Raw genomic sequence first — 18023 nt, forward strand, 5'->3', positions numbered from 1 at the left:
GATAACGATTATTGTCCCAAGGTCAATCGAACGGACGATATTTCGATGAACCAGATGCGCAAGCCGTCCGCCGCGCGGACGATCGATTTTGCTAGTCCAAAGGGCGAAGCGGCCCTGCTCGCGCCCGATTCGGTGCAATGGCGCGTGTTCAAGAATCCGGTCGCGATGGCGGTCGGCGGGGTCGCGGCGGTGCTGCTGGAATTCGCCGACGCGCGCATCCGGTCGGGGGTGTGGGACCATTCGATCTACAAGGTCGATCCGATCGGCCGCTCGCAGCGCACGGGAATGGCGGCGATGGTCGGCGTCTACGGTCCCGCGAGCGCCGCGCGCCGGGTGATCGGGGGCGTCAACCGCATGCACGCCAGGGTGTCGGGCACCACGCCGAAGGGCGAGGCGTATCGCGCGCTCGACCCCGACCTGCTCAACTGGGTCTATGCGACCGCGCAATACGGGTTCCTGACCGCCTATCACCGCTTCGTCCGCCCCCTTTCGGCCGCCGACCAGGCGCGATACTGGCGCGAGGGGCAGCCGATCGCCGAGCTTTACGGTGTCACCCGGACGCCGCAGTCCGAAGCCGACTTCCTGGCGATGATGGACGCGCTGCTGCCGCGGTTCGAGCCGCATCCGATCAATATCGAGTTCCTGGACATCATCCGGTCGGGCAAGGCCGCGCCGACCCTGCCGCGCGTCCTGCACAAGGCGCTCGCGCGCGCCGCGGTGTCGCTGTTGCCCCCGGTCGTGCGCGCCCGACTCGAGCTGGGCGCCGACTATGATCTGACCCTGCGCGACCGGCTGATGGTGAAGGCGATGGCCCGCCTGGCAGACCGGGTGAAGGATCGCAACTCGCCCGCGTGGCAGGCGGCCGAGCGACTCGGCCTGCCCGGCGACACGGCGTGGCGCCGCCGCCCGGCGCCCTGACCGTGCGATCCATCGCCGGCCACGGCGGCGTTCGGATCGCCGCCGACGTCGCGGGCGACGGCCCGCTGATCCTCCTCGTCCACGGCTTTCCCGAGCTGCGCGGGTCGTGGCACCGGCTGACGGCGGCGACCGCCGCCGCGGGCTATTCGACGTGCGCGATCGACGTGCGCGGCTATGGCGAGAGCGACCGGCCTGCGGCGATCGCCGATTATCGGATGGAGGCGATCGTCGGCGATCTCGTCGCGGTCGCCGACGCGCTTTCGCCCGGTGCGCCCGCCACGCTGGTCGGTCACGACTGGGGCGCGTCGATCGTGTGGAACGCGGCGATGGCGCGCCCCGACCGTTTCGGCGCCGTCGCGGCGCTCTCGATCCCCTGGCTCGGGCGCGCCGCCGCCCCCTTCGACGCGATCTTCAAGCGTCGCTTCACCGATCGCGGCCGCTTTTTCTATCAGGCCTATTTCCAGGAGCCCGGGCGCGCCGAAGCCGAGCTGGAGGCCGATCCCGCGCGCTTCCTGCACGCCTTTTACCATTGCATCTCGGGCGATGCCGCGCCCGGCGACTGGCCGCACGACAAGCCGCACGACTCCGCACTGATGGACGGGCTGCGCTATCCCGACGCGCTGCCGGCTTGGATCGATCGCGAATATTTCGCCCACGCCGCGGCAACCTTTGCCCGCACCGGCTTCGCGGGCGCGCTCAATCGCTATCGCAATCATGGCCGCGATCACGACTGGGCGGGCGCGTTCGATCCCGTGATCGGCATCCCCGCGCTGTTCGTCGGCGGTACGCGCGATCCGGCGCTGCTGCTTGGCACCGCCGACCCTCTCCCGGTCATGCGGGCGCACGTCCCCGACCTCGACGCGCATATGCTCGAAGGTTGCGGCCACTGGACGCAGGCCGAATGCGCCGAAGAGGTCGAGGCGATCCTGCTGCCCTGGCTGCGGCGCCGCGTTCCGCCGAAGGGTTGATTGCACCGTCGCCGCATCCGCGCCATGACGGGGGCTCACCCGGCAGGAGACAGGCTATGGCCCACGGCACCGCGCGCATCGGCAGGGACCATTATCGCACCGAGATCGCGGTCGGCGGCCACGACCTCGTCGCCGACGAAGGCCCGGGGCTCGGCGGGCAGAACGCGGGACCCGCGCCCTATGACCTGCTGCTCGCCAGCCTCGGCGCGTGCACCGCGATCACGCTGCGCATGTACGCCGACCGCAAGGACTGGCCGCTCGAATCGGTCGCGGTCGGATTGCGGCTGAGCGGCGGACGCGATGCGATGCGGATCGATCGGACGCTGACGATCGCCGGGCTCGATGCCGACCAGCAGGCGCGCCTTGCCGACATCGCCGAACGCACGCCCGTGACGCTGACGTTGAAGGCCGGGTTGCCGATCGACACGCGCCTTTCCTGACGCCCTGGCGGCGGCGCTTCGCTGCCCGCCGATCAAGCGAAAGGGGCCGGAGCGATCGCTCGCTCCGGCCCCTGCCGCCGATTCTCCGTCCGATAGGGTCGCGGATCAGAAGGAGAAGCGAGCGGTAATCTTGACGCCCTGCGTGTCGCGTCCCGACGCGAGGGTGGCGGTATATCCGGCGCCGATGGTGAAGCCGCCGGCGTCATAGTCGAAGCCCGCCTCGATCTCCGCCGAGCTCTTCGGGATCAGCGTGCCGGTGATCGCAAAGGGGGCGCCGCCGCTGGCAAAGGCCGCGCCGACCGGAGCGCCGCGATCGTCGAACGCGCGGTTCCATGCCGCCGAGACATAGGGCTGGAAGCCGACCTGGCCGACCCCGCCCCGCGCCCGCAGGCCCAGGCTGAGGAAGGTGGTCTTCTGCTTCGCGCCGTCGACGTCGAGCGCGGCGCTGCCGCCGGTTTCGACGAAGGCGTCGCTCTTGGTGCTGACGTGGGCAAGGCGGGCGAAGGGTGTTACCGCCGCATCGCCGGTCACCACGTCATAGCCGAGTTCGCCGAACAGCTGCAGCGTCGTCGCGTCGCGCTTCGAGCTGAGCGACTGGGCCAGCGGTGCGAAGGTCACCGAGCGGCTGGTGTCGATATCGTGCCACGCATAGGCGATGCCAAAGGCGCCGCGCAGCCCTTCACCGGTGCCATAGACCGCATGGGCCGCCAGATATTTGCTGTCGACCTTTGCGCGGTCGGTGCGGCCGTTCAGATGGAAGTCCGAATCGCCGATCCCCGCCGACAGCGCCGCGGCAAAGCCATTGCCACCATAGCCGAAGCCCGCGACGAGGCCCTTGTGGTCGGTGTCCATGCCAAAACGACCGCCGCGGGCGTCGAAATCGCCCCAGCCGCCGAACGCCGAACCCCAGACGAAGGCGCCGCCGGCTTCGGGTGCCTTGAGCCCGAGCAGCGCGCCGCGCAGGTACCGGCTGTCATCGGTGAGCCCGCTGAGCGTGCTCGCGACGATTTCGCCCGACAGGTCGCCATAGGCGGTCCGCGCGCCGGCCGCATTCTGGTTCACCACCGCTTCGAACAGCGGATCGTCGATGCCGCGCGACTGGATCGCGCCGGCAACCGCCGCCTGATTGGCGCCGAATGCGACATCGGCGAAATCGACGTCGTTGCGATAGAGCGACAGCGTGACGGTGTCGGCGCTGTAGCGCAGCAGCGGGTCGAGGAAGGCAAGGTCGCTCGTCACCGATCCGAAGGTGCCGTCGACGCCCCCGGCGCCGGTCAGGATGACATAGTCGGTGCGGCCCGCGTAATTGCCGTCCGCCGCCATCACGGCGACGCTGGCACCGCTGTCGATCGTGACCGTGCCCGTCGCGTCGATGCGGTCGGCCTGCCCCGCGGCATTGACCTCGACCTGATAGGTCGAACCCGCCGCGAAATCGAGGTCGCCGGCCACGGTCAGGCGACCGATCGAATTGCCGGGGGCCACGATGCCGCCGTTGCCGACGTCGGTCGACCCGACGGTGCCGTTGCCGCCCAGCGCGCCGCCGTCGGTCACGGTGACCGGCGAGGTGATCGACCCGTTGACCGCCAGCTTGCCGCCGCTGACCGTTGTCGGGCCGGTGTAGCTGTTGTCGCCGGTCAGGTTGAGCGTGCCTTCGCCCGTCTTGGTCAGGCCGCCGGTGCCGGTGATCTCGCCGGCGAACTCGCTGTTCTCGTCCTGATTGACGGTCAGCTGGTTGGCGCCGATCTCGACCCCCGCTCCCGCGCCGCCCGAAAGGCCGCCGATCGTCTGGTCGTTGCCGCTGAGGTCGAGCGTGCCTTCGCCGACGTTGAAGTCGGTTTCGGGATCGATGAGGCCCCCGATGCGAACCGATCCGCCCAGGATGTTGGTGATCCCGTCGAAATCATAATCGCCGAGGAAGGAGAGCGTCCCCGTCCCCATCTTGTCGAGCGTGCCGGTGCCCGAAAAGGCGCCGCCGAAGTCGTAATCGTCCGACCGGTTGAAGACGAAGCGGCCGTTGTTGACGATATCGCCCGCGAAATTGCCTTCGGTCCCGCCGGCGCCGAGCGTGAAGGTGCCGTCGCCTTCGGTCGTCACATCGCCTTGCAGGGTGCCGGTCAGCACGAGCCCGCCATTCGCGATCGTGGTACCACCGGTATGCGCGATCGTATCGGTGTCGACCAGGAACACCGCCTCGCCGATCAGTTCGAGGCTGCCCGAACCGGTGATCGACAGCGCATCGAGCGTGGACACGACATCGTCCTGCCCGAAGTTCAGGACCAGCCGGCCGTCGACCGACACCGTGCCGGTGTCGATCGGCGTCGACGGACCGTCTTCGCCGCCAAGGTCGACTTCGTTGACCTGAAGCGCGGCGCCTTCGGCGATGCCGACGCTGTCGAACTCGCCGACATAGCCGTTCGTGGTCCAATAGCCCTTCGCGACCTCGAGCGTCTCGAAGCCCGCCGCCCCGCCGATCTGCTGGGCCTCGGTGAGTTCGAGCACGTCGCCGTCGAGCGTCAGGCTGTCGATGCCATCGCCCGCGTCGACCACTCCGGTGATCGCGCTGCCGGTCTTGAGCGTCACGCTGTCGTCGAACGCGCTCAGCGTCGCCGCGACGCCGTTCGCCCCGGCCAGCGTGCCGCTGTTCACCAGGTCGATCTGGCCGAGCGACGTGAACGCCGTACCGGTGTCGCTGACGATCGAACCGCTGTTCGTCGCGCTCGCGGTGTCGACGTCGATCAGCACACCGCCCTCGATCGTACCGCTGTTGTCGAGCACGCCCGCCTTGCCGGCGGCGCCCTGCTTGCCGATGACGACGCCGGTCAGCCCGCCCGAGATGGTGCCGGCATTCGTCACCGACGCCCCGCTGACCGCGAGCACGCCGTAGCGCGCGCCCGAAATCGTCCCGCCGTCTTCATTGACGACGCTGCCCAGCATCGTGCTGCCGCTGGTGTCCTGGCCGCCAAAGGCTTGGATCGTGACGCCGTCGGTCATCTCGCCCGCGACGCCTTCGATCGTCCCGCTGTTGGTCACGCTGCCGCCGCCGAACAGGCGCACGGCGTCGTTGGTCTCGCCGCGGATCGTGCCGCTGTTGACCACCGTCGTGTCGGCGGCGCGCTGTTCGAGCTGCCCCGCCTCCTCGTTGAAATAGAGCTGGGTGACGATGCCCTGCCCGGCGCTCGAGATCATGCCGCTGTTTTCGACGATGGCGCCGCCCGACTGGATCATCACCGCGGCGTCGGCGGGGGCATCGGGGCCTTCATAGCTGCCGTTGCCGCGGATCGTTCCTGCGTTGACCAGGTGCAGCGACCCGTCGCCGCCGGCATAGACGCCGTGGGTGCCGCCCTCGATCACCCCGCCTTCGGCGTTGGTGATCGTGACGTCGCCCAGCGTGCCGTGGAACACGCCCGCACCCGCTTCGCTGAGGATCGACCCGCTGTTGTCGAGCGTCGCGGTCGCAAGGTCGCTGCCGAAGCCGACGCCATAACCGTCGATGCCGTCGTCGCGCGTCCCGCTAATCGTTCCCGAGTTGGTCAGGCTGGCGGTCAGGCCGCTGCGATCGCCGCTGTCGAGCGCGGTCCCCTGGATGAAGACGCCGCCGTTGGCGCCCGCGATATCCCCCGCATTGTCGACGTCGCCGCCGCCCGACAGGATGATGCCGAAACGATCGCCTTCGATCGATCCGCCCTCGGCGTTGGTCACCGCCGCGGCATAGCCGTCGCTCGACTGGTCGGCATAGGCGTACATCGAGATGCCGTCGGCATAGGTGGCGCCCGCGCCGGTGATCGTGCCGCTGTTGGTCACGCTGCCGCCGCCGATCAGGCGCACGCCGTCATTGCCCTCGCCGCTGATCGTGCCGCTGTTGTCGACCGTGGTCCCGATCGCGAAGCCGGCGAAGTCGCCGATATCCTCGTCGTACAGATAGACGGTGGTGATGCCCGCCCCGGCGCCCGAGATCGTGCCGCTGTTGGTCACGCTCGATGCGGCGGTCCCGATCGTGACGCCCGCGTCGGGGGTCTGGGCAAAGCCGTCGTAGCTGCCATTGCCGCGGATCGTCCCGGCGTTGACGAGCGCGAGCGTTCCCGTCGCATTCGCATAGACGCCCGACGTCGCGCCGGTGATCGTGCCGCCTTCGGCATTGGTCAGCGTCAGGTCGGCGCGGGACCCCTGGAGCACGCCGACGCCGAAGTCGCTGACGATCGAACCGCTGTTGTCGAGCGTCGCGGTCGACATGTCGCTGCCGAAGCCGACGCCATAGCCGTCGCCGTCGCTGCCGCCGAAATTGCCGGTGCCGTGGATCGTCCCCGAATTGACGACGCTGGCGGTCAGGCCGCTGCGGTCTTCGCTCGCATCGGTGTTCAGCGCGGTGCCCTGGATGAAGACGCCGCCGTTGATGCCCGCGATATCCCCCGCATTGTCGACCTCGCCGCCGCCCGACAGGATGATGCCAAAGCGTTCGCCCTCGATCGAGCCGCCCTCGGCATTGGTGACGAGCGCGCTGTAATCTTCGTTCGACTGGTCGGTGTAGGCGTACATCGATATGCCGTCGGCATCGCCGCGGCCGCTGCCGCTGATCGACCCGCTGTTGGTCACGCTGCCGCCGCCGATCAGGCGGATGCCGTCGTTGCTTTCGCCCGCGATCGTGCCGCTGTTGTCGACCTGCGTATCGGTCGCGCGCCCCTCGAGCGCGCCGGTCTCGACGTTCAGATAATAGGCCGTCGTGATGCCGGCGCCGGCGCCCGAGATGGTGCCGCTGTTGGCGATCGTCGACGGCGCGCCGAGGATGGTGACACCGGCGTGCGGCGGCTCTTCGAACCCGTCATAGGTGCCGTTGCCGCGGATCGTTCCGGCGTTGACCAGGTCGATGCCGCCTTCGTCGTCATAGACGCCGATCGTCGAACCTTCGATGACGCCGCCTTCCTCGTTGGCGATCGACAGCCGGCCATAGGAGCCGTTCGAGACGCCGAAGGTCGAAGTGCCGGTGATCGTGCCCGTGTTGACGAGTTCGGACGATTCGAGGTTGCTGCCGAAAACGACGCCCATGCCGCCCGAAACGGTGCCGCCGTTGGTCAGCGACGCGGTCTTGCCCGTTTCCTCGGTCGTGTTGGTCTGGAGATAGAGACCGCCGGTGTTGCCGGTGATCAGCCCCTGGTTCTCGACCACCGCGCCGCCCGAAATGATCGCGCCGAAACGGTCGCCGCGGATCGTCCCGCCCTCGGCATTGACGACGGTGCCGATCGCGGTGGTTCCGGACAGATCCTGCCCCTCGAAACCGAACATCGAGATACCGTCGGTGAGCGCCGAAGGTGTGCTCGCAATGCCTTCGATCGTACCGCTGTTGGTGACCGTGCCGCCGCCGATCATGCGCACGCCGTCGTTGTTCTGCCCGGTGATCGTGCCGCTGTTGTCGACGCTCGTCCCGATCGCGAGCCCCAGCACCTGACCGGTCGCCGGATCGGCGGTCGTCGCGGTCGTGATGCCGAAATTCGTGCCGCGAATCGTGCCGCTGTTGGTGATCTGGGCCCCGGCGGTCGCGATGTTGACCCCGGTGCCGCCGTTGATCAGGCCGGCATTGTCGACAACCAGCGTGCCGACGTTCGACGCCACGGCATTGGTGCCGCCGAGGATCTGACCGTTCGCGCCGTTGTTGACGGTCAGCGTCCCGGTCGACTGACCGGTGACGCCGATGGCATAGCCGTTGATCGTGCCGTCGTTGTCGATCGTCGTGTCGACGAGCGTGCCGCCCGCCAATACGCCGAGCAGGCCTTCGACCGTGCCGTCATTGTCGAGCGTCGCGCTGCGGCCGGTCTGGTCGGGGGTTGCCCCCATGACGAGGCCGATCGGGATGACCCCGGGCGTCTGGGGATTGAACTGGCCACTGGCACGGATTGCGCCGTCGTTGTCGACCGTGCCGCCGCCCGACAGAATGACTCCGAACGTCTGGCCCTCGATCAGGCCGGTCCCGCTGTTGCTGATCGTTCCGATGCCGGTGACGTCGTCGGCGATCGCGTCGGGGAATTCGGTCATCGCGACGCCGATGCCGTTGGCACCGCTGCCGTTGGTGCTGTTGAACCCCTTGATGTTTCCGCTGTTGGTGACCGTGCCGCCCCCGGCAAGCGCGACGCCCGAGCCGCCTTCACCGATGATCTGGCCGCTGTTGGTGACGGTCGTGTCGGTGGCCAGCGCCTGCGGCGGCAGATTGTCGCCGTTCGCATCCTCGCTGAAGAAATAGCTCGTCGCGATCCCGTTGGCGGCGCCCGAGATCAGGTCGTCATTGTTCACGACGGATCCCGCCTGCGCAATAACCACCCCCCCGCTCGGCCGGCTGTCGATGCTGCCGGGGCTGGTGCCGTTGCCGCGAATCTCGCCCTGATTGTCGATCACAACGGGGCCGTTGTCGGCATAGACGCCGATGTCGTCGCCGACGATCTCCTCGTCCTCCGCGACCGTGACCTCGAGCGGTTCGGCCTGGTCGTTGTGGACACCGAAGGCTTGCTGCGCCTGGACCGGCGTGGAAAGCTGGAGCACCGCAAGACCGGCGATGGCGCTCGTGGCGAGCAGGCGGGATTTCGAAACAGCCGACATCAAATGACACTCCCCTCAAAATTCACACGGACAGGCAGGACCGGTCGGAAACGACGCCGCGCGCCGTCCGTCCCGTTCATCCGCCAATCGTTCTTGCGCCCCCGGCCGAATGGCGCGCCCCACATGCGCGGGAGCCCTTCGACTTTGTATTCATGTGACTAGTTGCCAGCCGGGCGCACCGTCTACCCAAAGTAATTTAGGGGTATCGCCGCGCGGCCGGACCGGCGTTCGGTCACGGGCAGGATGTGCCGCGCGCCGGCCCGGCATGTCTTTCCCTAAGCGATGAAAAATGATGAAACATGCGGCAACACAATTATGAAAATTATGAAAGGGCTTGATATCAATCGATTACTATTGACCGGATAGCGGCAATCGGCCCCAAGGCGACGCCGGGTCCGAACCGGCACGCGGGCAAGGGGCATAGGGGGCATGACGATCGCGCGGCTGATGATCCTGTGGGCCATGGTGCTGGGGGTGCTGGCCGTGCCCGCGAGTGCCGCAACGCCCGCCGGACCGGCGGTCGAGTTGACTCCGGGCGCGGATTCCGGCCCGATCGCGCCCTTTCTGCGCTTCGTTCGATCGCCTGACGGCGTCGTTCCGGGCCGCATCGACGAGATGCTCACCCGCCCCGGCGAACGCATTTCCGGGCCGACGATCCATTTCGGGCCGCCCGGCGCCCGCACGGTCGCATGGTTGCGTGTGCGCAACGCGGGCGACGACCAGGGGAGCTGGATCTTCACCACGGGGCGGGGATCGCTCAAATATTTCCGGCTCTACGAATGGACGAAGGGGCGGCTTTCGCTGAAAGTCGACGGGACCGACCCGCGCGCCGCGTCGGACAATCTGCGCACCTATCAGGCGTTCAGCAGCGAGCTTGTGCTCCAGCCGCGCGAGGAAAAGCTGATCCTGATCGACATGCTTTCCGAAAATTCGACCTATATGCCGATCCGGATCGAGACCTATGGCAGCTTTTTCAAGGACCGCCGCGCCAATATCGCGATGGTGTCGGGGGTGGTGCTGAGCATCGCGATCCTGATCCTGCTCAATTTCCTCTTCTTCTCGATCACCGGTCACCGCGAATTCGTCTGGCTCGCGATCGCGCAGGGCTTTTTTGCGCTGAACACCGTCCATTCCGAGGGCTATATCACCATCTTCTTCCTGGCCGACAAGCCGCTCGTCGGGGTCGCGCTCGAAGAGATGTTCAAATGCGGCTTCGCGGCGAGCATGGCGCAATTCTGCCGCAGCTTCGTGCGGACCCAGGTTCATTTCCCCCGCCGCGACCGCATCCTGAAGATCCTCATCGCCGCCGCGCTAGTCATCATGGCGGCGCAGCCGGCGCTGGCGCTCTATCCTCCCGCCGCGCGCGCGGCGCTCCACGTCGGCGGCTGGCTCGTCGCCGTTGCGGTCGCGCTGTTCCTGCCCTTCGTCGGCTTCGCCGCGATGCAGCAGCTTGGACGCCAGCTCTGGCCGCTGTTCGTCGGATGGGCGGCGCTCGCCCTGTTCATCGTTTACGCCGCGGTCGCCTCGATGGGGGTTTTTGCCTGGTTGCCGATCAACTGGCACCTCGCGGGCCCCGTCGGCCTGTTCGAATCGATGATGGTCACGCTCGCGCTCGGGCTCAATCTCAAGAAGATCCAGGCCGACAAACTGACCGCCGACGCCAATTACGCCGCCTCGATGGCCGACCGCGTCGCGATCAGCGAGCGCGCGGCGCGGCTTGCGGAGGAAAAGGCGTTCGCACTCGCCACGGTGAACAGCCAGAACGCGCTGCTTCACGCCTCGGGCCACGACAGCAAGCAAGTCATCCTCGCGCTCAACAGCGCGGTCACCGCGCTCGAGCGCACCGGCGACGGCGACACCCACCGCGACCTGACCCACATGCTGCAAAGCTCGGCGCGCTATCTGAGCGAAATCGTGTCGACCACCATGTCGGGGGCAAATATCGCGGGGAGCGCGTCGGATTTCGTCGCGCTCGGCTGCTTCCGCGCCGAAACGCTCACCGAACCGCTCGCGATGATGTTCAAGGCCGCTTTCGCCGCCAAGGGATTGACGCTCGCAACCGCCATCGAGGGCGACGTCGCGATCGTATCCGACAAGGCGCTGCTGATGCGCGCGATCGCCAACCTGCTCAGCAACAGTCACAAATATACCGATCAGGGCGGGGCGACGATCCGCGTCGAGCGCGACGGCGAGACCGCGACTATCGCGGTCGCCGACACCGGCCGCGGCATGACCGCCAACATCGTTGCACGGCTCAACGACGCGAGTGCGACGCGGTTGCGCGGCGACGAAAGCGTGGCCGGCACGGGGTCGGGATTCCTCGCGGCGAAGCGGCTCGTCGAGACCTTGGCGGGGTCGCTGCGCATCGTGCGATCGACCCCGCAGGGCACGCTGGTGGAAATCGCCCTGCCTTGCGCCTTTGCGGCCACGACCCCCGCCGCGCCGCAAGACCTGCGCGCCGCGCTGACGCACCGCCGGCTCGTCGACTTCGACGAGCGTACCGAATTCGAAGCGGCGGTCGATGCCGATGCGGTGCCGCGCGAGCATATTGTCGCGCTGACCTACGACGACACGACCGTCACGCGCGGCCGCCTGGCCGAGAGCGCGGGCATGATGCTGATCAAGCCGTTGTGCCGCGAACTTCTGGCCCATCCGCTGTTGCGGCCACGCTCAGAGCAACCCTAGCTCCTGCGCCCTGTCCACGATCTTGCGATTGTTGGCGACATCGAGCTTGCGGCGCAATTCCGCGATATGGAACGACACCGTCGGCTGCGCGATCGACAGGCGATAGGCGATCTCCTTGTTGCTCTCGCCCTGAGCAAGATAGTGGAGAATCGCCATCTGGCGCGACGACAGGCTGACCGGCGGCTGCCGATACTTGCCCAGCGCCTCGGCCATCGCAGGCGAAACATAAACGTCGCCCGCAACCGCCGCATTGCACGCGGCGATGATCTGATCGGGCGGGTCGCCCTTGCCGACCACCCCGCGCGCGCCGAGTTTCAACGCGTAATCGATTTCGCCATAGTGGCTTTCGCCGGTCAGGATAATCACCGTCATGTCGCGCGACCCGACGATTTCGGCGAGGACATTCACCCCGCGCACGTCGGGCAGGTTGAGGTCGAGGATGACGATATCGACCGGCTGGGACTGAACGAAGGCGCCGACCGTCGCGCCGCGGTCGAGCCCCCCCACCACCACGAACCGCTCGTGCCCCGCGAAGAGCAGCCGCAGCCCGCTTTGCGTGACCGGATGGTCGTCCACGATCAGGATCCTGTGATGCATGGCCCCCCTTCCCGCATCGATGCACCGGCAAGCGATGCCCCATTGCGGCGCCGCCCCGCAACCCGAATTTATCTGGGGTCGGCCAGGGGGCCATAAGGCGCGGTACGGCGCGAGGCTGCGATCGGAGGAAAACCATGCTATCGCCGCCCGATGACCCGTTTCGCGAGACCGAACCCGCCCCGCGCGCTGACGCCCGCCCTGCCGTCCCGCCTGCGGAACCGAAGCCGCCGGACATGACCGAAAAGACCGCAGACGCCGCTCCGCGATCGCGCTTCGGGCTTAAGGTCAACCCGCCGGTCTTCTTCATCTCGGCGGCCCTGACCCTGCTCTTCGCGCTCTACGGCGCGCTGTTCACCGACCAGGCGCGCACCGTATTCGATGCCGTACAGGCCGCGATCGTGCAGGATTTCGGCTGGTTCTACATTGCCGCCGTCGCGGGCTTTCTGGTTTTCGTGCTGTTTCTGATGTTCAGCCGTTATGGCGACGTAAAGCTTGGCCCCGACGACAGCGAGCCCGATTACAGCTATCTGTCATGGTTCGCGATGCTGTTCAGCGCCGGAATGGGGATAGGCCTGATCTTCTTCGGGGTCGCCGAGCCGATCCAGCATTATGCGCAGCCCCCCGTGGGTGCGGGCGGCACGGTCGAAGCGGCGCGGCAGGCGATGGTGCTGACCTTCTTCCATTGGGGGCTGCACGCCTGGGCGATCTATATCGTCGTCGGGCTCGCGCTCGCCTATTTCGCGTTCCGCCGCGGCCTGCCGCTGACCATCCGGTCGGCGCTCTATCCGCTGATCGGCAAGCGCATTCACGGGCCGATCGGCCATGCGATCGACATTTTCGCGGTCCTCGGTACGATGTTCGGCGTGGCGACCTCGCTCGGTCTCGGCGTGCTTCAGGTCAACGCCGGATTCGCCTATCTTTTCGGCTTGCCGACAAGCCTGCCGGTCCAGCTCGTCCTGATCGCCGCGATCACCGGCATGGCGACGCTGTCGGTGGTTGCCGGGCTCGACAAGGGCGTGAAGCGCCTGTCCGAACTCAACATCGTCCTCGCGATCGCGCTGCTCGCCTTCGTGCTGGTCACCGGGTCGACGATCTTTCTGCTCCAGGCCTTTGTCCAGAATATCGGTACTTATCTTGGCGCGGTCGTCTCGCGCACCTTTCGCATGTACGCATATGAACCCAATCCGTGGCTCGGCGACTGGACGCTCTTCTATTGGGGCTGGTGGATCGCCTGGTCGCCCTTCGTCGGCATGTTCATCGCGCGCATCTCGCGCGGGCGCACGATCCGCCAGTTCGTCGGCGGGGTGCTGCTCGTCCCCGTCCTCTTCACCTTCCTGTGGATGACGGTGTTCGGCAACAGCGCGATCGCGCTCGACATGAGCGGGAGCGCCGCGATCGCCGATACCGCCGCGAACAATCCGCCCGCCGCGCTGTTCGCGACGCTGGCGGAGCTGCCGCTGTCGTGGGTCGCCTCCGGTCTCGCGACGTTGCTCGTCATCACCTTCTTCGTCACCTCGGCCGATTCGGGCGCGCTGGTGATCGACATGATCACGTCGGGCGCCGCCGACAACCCGCCGGTGTGGCAGCGCGTCTTCTGGGCCTGCTGCGCGGGCGCGGTCGCCGCGGTGCTGTTGCTCGCGGGCGGTCTCGAGGCGCTCCAGACCGCGGCGATCGCCAGCGCGCTGCCCTTTGCGGCGATCATGATCTTCATCTGCTACGGCCTGCTGCGCGCGCTCCAGACCGAGGGCGACGCGGCGGGTATCGACCTGTCGGCCGAATCCGGCGATGCGCCGCCCGCCGCGGGACGCAGCTGGCAGCAACGCCTGGCGAGCATCACCCATTATCACCGGCGCGGGGAAATCCTGGCTTTCCTCGCCGACAGCGCGCGGCCGGCGCTCGAAGCGGTGGCGGCCCAGCTTCGCGAGGCGGGTTTGTCGCCGACGCTGACCCAGGCCGACGACCATATCGACCTGCACGTCGCGCACGGCGAGCACAGCTTTCGTTACACGATCCGCGCCCGCGGCTTCCGCGCGCCGAGCTTCGTCTGGGCGGAAACGCGGCGGCAACAGGACAGCGACCCAATGCATTTCCGCGCGATGGCCCACAGTTCGGAAGGCGATCAGCCGCACGATGTCACGGGCTATGGCGGCGACCAGATCATCAACGACCTGCTCAACCGCTACGCCCGCTTCCGCCACCTGCGCCGACTGGCGTGACGAGGGCGTACCCCGAAAGGACGCCGGAGGGCTCTTGGGGAAATAGCGCACCGCGACAATGCCGCTTCGCTATAGCGCTCTAGAGCGCGCTCTATGCTTCTGCGCGCGCCTCCGGATGTCCGCTTTTGGGTGGGGACGCCATTCGCTCAACCTCATTTGTCATCCCGGACTTGATCCGGGATTCATAGCAGCGCCGAAGTCATGGACCCCGGATCAAGTCCGGGGTGACGAGAAGAGGAAGGACCACAACCGGTCGATTCTCGCCGTCGCAACCATATCACCCTTTCACATCCGTATTTGAGAGCCATGCGGTTTCTTTGGCTGAAACCTCAAGAATTGCCTCATCGCTGAGAGTGCGCCATGGTTCGCCTGCGGTATCAAACTCGATCAAATGATAGCGCCGACCGCAAGTTCGCCAGCTCGTGCATGGGCACAGGTTTGGTTTTTGCTCCCAAGATAGTTCAGCCAAGCGCTTGAGTTCTCTAAGCGCTTCATCTCGGCTCGAGAACTCGCCGATCCACTCTGCGTGCCATTCATCTTCGATCACAAACATCGATATTACCTAAGGTGGCGGCAGGCCGCTTTCCACCCCGAAGCAGCCCCACACAGCGCAAGGCGCAGAGCGGCGGCGATATCGCGCTGGAGAAAGCAATGGAGGATGGCGCACCCGACAGGATTCGAACCTGTGGCCTCTGCCTTCGGAGGGCAGCGCTCTATCCAGCTGAGCTACGGGTGCTGGTAGAGCGGCGCGTCTAGCAGGGCTCTGCGGCGCCAGCAATGGCCTATCGACCGCGCCGCGTCGATGTGCGAAGGGCCCGCGCGGAAGGAGCGAACCGATGCGGGCATCCGAACAGCGCTGGCCGATGGCCGCCGACCTTTACGGCGAATTGCAGCTCGAGGCCGCGCCGCCCGCGCGGCGCCGCGCGCGCGACTATGCGCCGGGCGTGCTCGTCACCGCGATCGCGGCGCTCGCCGCGGCGTGGCTCGCCGACCATTATGCCGCGCCGATCGTGCTGATGGGCCTGTTGATCGGCCTGGCGCTATCCTTCCTGTCGCAGGATGCGCGCACCCACGCCGGGCTCGACCTGATGTCGCAGACCGCGCTGCGGATCGGTATCGTCCTCGTCGGGGCGCGGATCACCGCGGCGCAGCTTGCCGACCTCGGTCCGCTGCCCTTTGCGCTGCTGGTCGTCATCATGCTGACGGTGATCGTCGCCGCGGTCGCGAGCGCGCGCCTGTTCGGGCAGGATCGCCATGCGGCGCTGCTCGCCGGCGGGGCGACGGCCATCTGCGGCGCCTCGGCCGCGCTGGCGCTCTATTCCCTGATCGGCGACCGGCGCGTCGATCAGGCCCGGTTCACGCTGACCCTCGTCGGCATCACCGTCGCGAGCGCGCTCGCCATGACCCTTTATCCGGTGCTCGCCGCGCAACTCGGGCTGTCGGACACCCAGGCGGGCTTCCTGATCGGGGCGTCGATCCACGACGTCGCGCAGGCGATCGGCGGCGGCTTTTCCTTCTCGCAAAAGGCGGGCGAGGTCGCGACGATCGTCAAGCTGACCCGCGTCGCGCTGCTCGCGCCGATGCTGATGCTCGTCGCGCTGTGGCTCGGGCGCAGCGGCGAGGGCGCGCCCGAGCGCCGGATCCCGTTGCGCCTGCCGTGGTTCATCACCGGCTTCCTGGCGCTTGCGGCCGCAAATTCGCTGCTCGCCTTTCCGAAACCGGTCCAGGACGGAGCGGCCACCGCCGCGCAGGCGCTGTTGCTGCTGGCGATCGTCGCCACCGCGATGAAGGCCCGGCTCGCGCTGCTGCTCGATCAGGGATGGCGCAGCTTCGCGCCCATCATCGTCGCGACGCTGACCAGCTTTGCGCTGGCGCTCGCCGCCGCGCTCGCGCTGTGACGGCGGGGCGGCACGACGTCACGCCAACCGGTTGTAAAAATCAGCTTTTCGGCAGTGCCCAGCTGACCGTAAGCTGCGTCGCGCGGCGCGGGATGTCGAGCTTCGCCTCGCTGAAATTCGCCTTTTCCCCCGGCGGCAAGGTGCGGACCGGCGGCTTGATCGTCCAGCTGTAGACGATGGTTCCCTGGGCATCGCGCAGTTCGGCGAGGATCGGCGGCACGCGCTGTTCGCGGTCTGTCGGGTTGATGATCACCCCCGACGCGGCGAAATAGATCGTCCCGTCGGGCAATTCGCGGTGATCCTGGTTGGGCGGCAGCTCGATCACCAGGTCGGGCTCCGCGGCCCCGCCGCCAAGCCCCTGCGCCCAGTTCGGAAGGCCATAGACATAGAGCGCCGCGGTCGCCCCGATCATCGCGAGGGCGGCCAGGGCTGCGATCGTCGTCCAACGCTTCGCGGGGTTGCGCCGCGGACGGCGGAACGGCAGCGGGGCGTCGGGATCGACCGCCTGCGCGGCACGATGCGGCGGCGTGGGCGCCGTTGCGGCAAAGGCCTCGGGTGGCGGCGGCGCCGCAGCGGCCCCGGGATCGACCGACTCCGCCGGCGTTTCGGGAACCGGGGGCGCGGTGGGCGACGGTTCCGGCGACGGCGCCTCGACCGGGGCCGGGGCCGGGGCCGGCGGGGCGGCGGGCTGCGGCGGCATCACCGACGATGCGGCCGGCTCCTGGAACCAGCTGTGGCGGCAATTGGCGCAGCGCACGGTACGCCCATTCGGTCCGATCGCGGTATCGGGAACGACGTAGCGCGTGTGACAGGATGGGCAGGCAAGGATCATGGTCCCCCTCTAAACACGCTGATTCGCGGCGTTGCAAGCGCCGCGTGGCGCGGGGGCCTTTACGTGGGCGGCAGGCCGTGCAACAGCCGGAGCATGACGGCGGAGGACACACGCATTTCCGGGGCAAAACGCACCTGTACGGGCGCATCGGTGACGTCATGACGGGCGCCGCGGGTCCGCGCGCCGGCGGCGCAATGGTCGAATTCGACAGCGTCGGTCTGCGCTATGGTCCCGACGGCGAGGTGTTGTCCGACATCAGCTTCAACCTCCAGCCGGGCAGCTTCTATTTCCTCACCGGGGCGTCGGGCGCGGGCAAGACCTCGCTGCTGAAGATGCTCTACCTCGCCCAGCGGCCGAGCCGCGGCATCGTCCGCCTGTTCGGCGAGGATCTGGGCGCGATGGCGCGCCACCGCCTGCCCGGGTTTCGTCGGCGGATCGGCGTCGTTTTCCAGGATTTCCGCCTGATCCCGCACCTGTCCGCGCGCGACAACATCGCCCTGCCGCTGCGTATCGCGGGGGTGGGCGAAGAGGATCTGGCCGGCCCCGTCGGCGAAATGCTGAGCTGGATCGGGCTCGACGCGCGCGCTGAAGCGCGCCCCGCCACGCTGTCGGGCGGCGAGCAACAGCGCGTGGCGATCGCGCGTGCGGTAATCGCGCGGCCCCAGCTCCTCGTCGCCGACGAACCGACGGGCAACGTCGACCCCGAGATGGCGATGCGCCTGCTCGGCCTGTTCGAGGCGCTCAACCGGCTCGGCACCACCGTCGTCGTTGCGACCCACGACATCCACCTGATCAGCCGCATCGACAATGCCCAGATGATGCGGCTCGAAAAGGGGCGATTGTCGGATCCCACCGGCGCGCTGCGCTATCCGCCGAACCGGTCGTGA

General features: G+C 67.7%; 11 protein-coding genes and 1 tRNA gene. 7 read left to right on the plus strand and 5 right to left on the minus strand.

Annotated features, from left to right (window positions below):
* Nucleotides 1-45: 45 nt before the first annotated feature.
* The 3 genes from AC58D2_RS07665 to AC58D2_RS07675 are packed head-to-tail and all read left to right on the plus strand — an operon-like array spanning nucleotide 46 to nucleotide 2326.
* Entirely contained in the window at nucleotides 46-918 is an 873-nt protein-coding gene (locus tag AC58D2_RS07665) for an oxygenase MpaB family protein (RefSeq protein WP_497388928.1), read from the plus strand.
* A complete protein-coding gene (locus AC58D2_RS07670) occupies nucleotides 894-1886 on the plus strand; it encodes an alpha/beta fold hydrolase (RefSeq protein WP_497388930.1) in 993 nt (330 codons plus the stop codon). Before AC58D2_RS07665 ends, AC58D2_RS07670 begins: the two co-directional genes overlap by 25 nt.
* Nucleotides 1887-1942: 56 nt before the next feature.
* A complete protein-coding gene (locus AC58D2_RS07675; RefSeq protein WP_497388932.1) occupies nucleotides 1943-2326 on the plus strand; it encodes an OsmC family protein in 384 nt (127 codons plus the stop codon).
* Between the two features lie 105 nt (nucleotides 2327-2431).
* Here AC58D2_RS07675 and AC58D2_RS07680 read toward each other — a convergent pair whose 3' ends face one another.
* Nucleotides 2432-8908 (minus strand): autotransporter domain-containing protein, encoded by a 6477-nt coding sequence (locus AC58D2_RS07680; protein ID WP_497388934.1) that lies wholly within the window; start codon nucleotides 8906-8908, stop codon nucleotides 2432-2434.
* Between the two features lie 429 nt (nucleotides 8909-9337).
* Between AC58D2_RS07680 and AC58D2_RS07685 the strand changes: the two genes are divergently transcribed.
* Nucleotides 9338-11593: a sensor histidine kinase gene (locus tag AC58D2_RS07685; protein WP_497388936.1), complete on the plus strand. Its 2256-nt coding sequence runs from the start codon at nucleotides 9338-9340 to the stop codon at nucleotides 11591-11593.
* Here the strand turns inward: AC58D2_RS07685 and AC58D2_RS07690 are convergent.
* Nucleotides 11579-12190 carry a response regulator gene (locus AC58D2_RS07690; RefSeq protein ID WP_497388938.1) on the minus strand — a complete coding sequence of 204 codons (612 nt, stop codon included), beginning with the start codon at nucleotides 12188-12190 and terminating at the stop codon, nucleotides 11579-11581. The two genes, AC58D2_RS07685 and AC58D2_RS07690, sit on opposite strands and share 15 nt — an antisense overlap.
* Nucleotides 12191-12423: 233 nt before the next feature.
* On the opposite strand from AC58D2_RS07690, the gene AC58D2_RS07695 reads away from it, so the two are divergent.
* Nucleotides 12424-14406, plus strand: coding sequence for a BCCT family transporter (locus AC58D2_RS07695; protein ID WP_497388940.1), 1983 nt, complete (start codon nucleotides 12424-12426; stop codon nucleotides 14404-14406).
* 277 nt (nucleotides 14407-14683) lie between these two features.
* Here AC58D2_RS07695 and AC58D2_RS07700 read toward each other — a convergent pair whose 3' ends face one another.
* Together AC58D2_RS07700 and AC58D2_RS07705 are read right to left on the minus strand one after the other, a co-directional pair.
* Complete coding sequence (locus AC58D2_RS07700; RefSeq protein ID WP_497388942.1) at nucleotides 14684-14959, minus strand: hypothetical protein; 276 nt, start codon at nucleotides 14957-14959, stop codon at nucleotides 14684-14686.
* A 106-nt stretch (nucleotides 14960-15065) separates the two neighbouring features.
* Nucleotides 15066-15142 (minus strand) — tRNA-Arg (locus tag AC58D2_RS07705).
* Nucleotides 15143-15242: 100 nt separating this feature from the next.
* Here AC58D2_RS07705 and AC58D2_RS07710 point away from each other — a divergent pair.
* Nucleotides 15243-16304, plus strand: coding sequence for a YeiH family protein (locus AC58D2_RS07710; RefSeq protein WP_497388944.1), 1062 nt, complete (start codon nucleotides 15243-15245; stop codon nucleotides 16302-16304).
* Nucleotides 16305-16344: 40 nt separating this feature from the next.
* Here the strand turns inward: AC58D2_RS07710 and AC58D2_RS07715 are convergent, their stop codons facing one another.
* Entirely contained in the window at nucleotides 16345-17136 is a 792-nt protein-coding gene (locus tag AC58D2_RS07715; protein WP_497388946.1) for a zinc-ribbon domain-containing protein, read from the minus strand.
* 158 nt (nucleotides 17137-17294) lie between these two features.
* Here AC58D2_RS07715 and ftsE point away from each other — a divergent pair, with 158 nt between their 5' ends.
* Nucleotides 17295-18023, plus strand: a complete 729-nt coding sequence (gene ftsE, locus AC58D2_RS07720) for a cell division ATP-binding protein FtsE (RefSeq protein WP_497388948.1) — start codon at nucleotides 17295-17297, stop codon at nucleotides 18021-18023.

The organism is Sphingopyxis sp. CR5 (assembly GCF_059693785.1).

What these genes read in the sequence shown, in the direction of transcription:
- AC58D2_RS07680 (WP_497388934.1), bottom strand. Translation starts at nt 8,908, where the DNA reads ATGTCGGCTGTTTCGAAATCCCGCCTGCTCGCCACGAGCGCCATCGCC.
- ftsE (WP_497388948.1), top strand. Translation starts at nt 17,295, where the DNA reads ATGACGGGCGCCGCGGGTCCGCGCGCCGGCGGCGCAATGGTCGAATTC.
- AC58D2_RS07710 (WP_497388944.1), top strand. Translation starts at nt 15,243, where the DNA reads ATGCGGGCATCCGAACAGCGCTGGCCGATGGCCGCCGACCTTTACGGC.
- AC58D2_RS07675 (WP_497388932.1), top strand. Translation starts at nt 1,943, where the DNA reads ATGGCCCACGGCACCGCGCGCATCGGCAGGGACCATTATCGCACCGAG.
- AC58D2_RS07695 (WP_497388940.1), top strand. Translation starts at nt 12,424, where the DNA reads ATGACCGAAAAGACCGCAGACGCCGCTCCGCGATCGCGCTTCGGGCTT.
- AC58D2_RS07685 (WP_497388936.1), top strand. Translation starts at nt 9,338, where the DNA reads ATGACGATCGCGCGGCTGATGATCCTGTGGGCCATGGTGCTGGGGGTG.
- AC58D2_RS07715 (WP_497388946.1), bottom strand. Translation starts at nt 17,136, where the DNA reads ATGATCCTTGCCTGCCCATCCTGTCACACGCGCTACGTCGTTCCCGAT.
- AC58D2_RS07700 (WP_497388942.1), bottom strand. Translation starts at nt 14,959, where the DNA reads ATGTTTGTGATCGAAGATGAATGGCACGCAGAGTGGATCGGCGAGTTC.
- AC58D2_RS07665 (WP_497388928.1), top strand. Translation starts at nt 46, where the DNA reads ATGAACCAGATGCGCAAGCCGTCCGCCGCGCGGACGATCGATTTTGCT.
- AC58D2_RS07690 (WP_497388938.1), bottom strand. Translation starts at nt 12,190, where the DNA reads ATGCATCACAGGATCCTGATCGTGGACGACCATCCGGTCACGCAAAGC.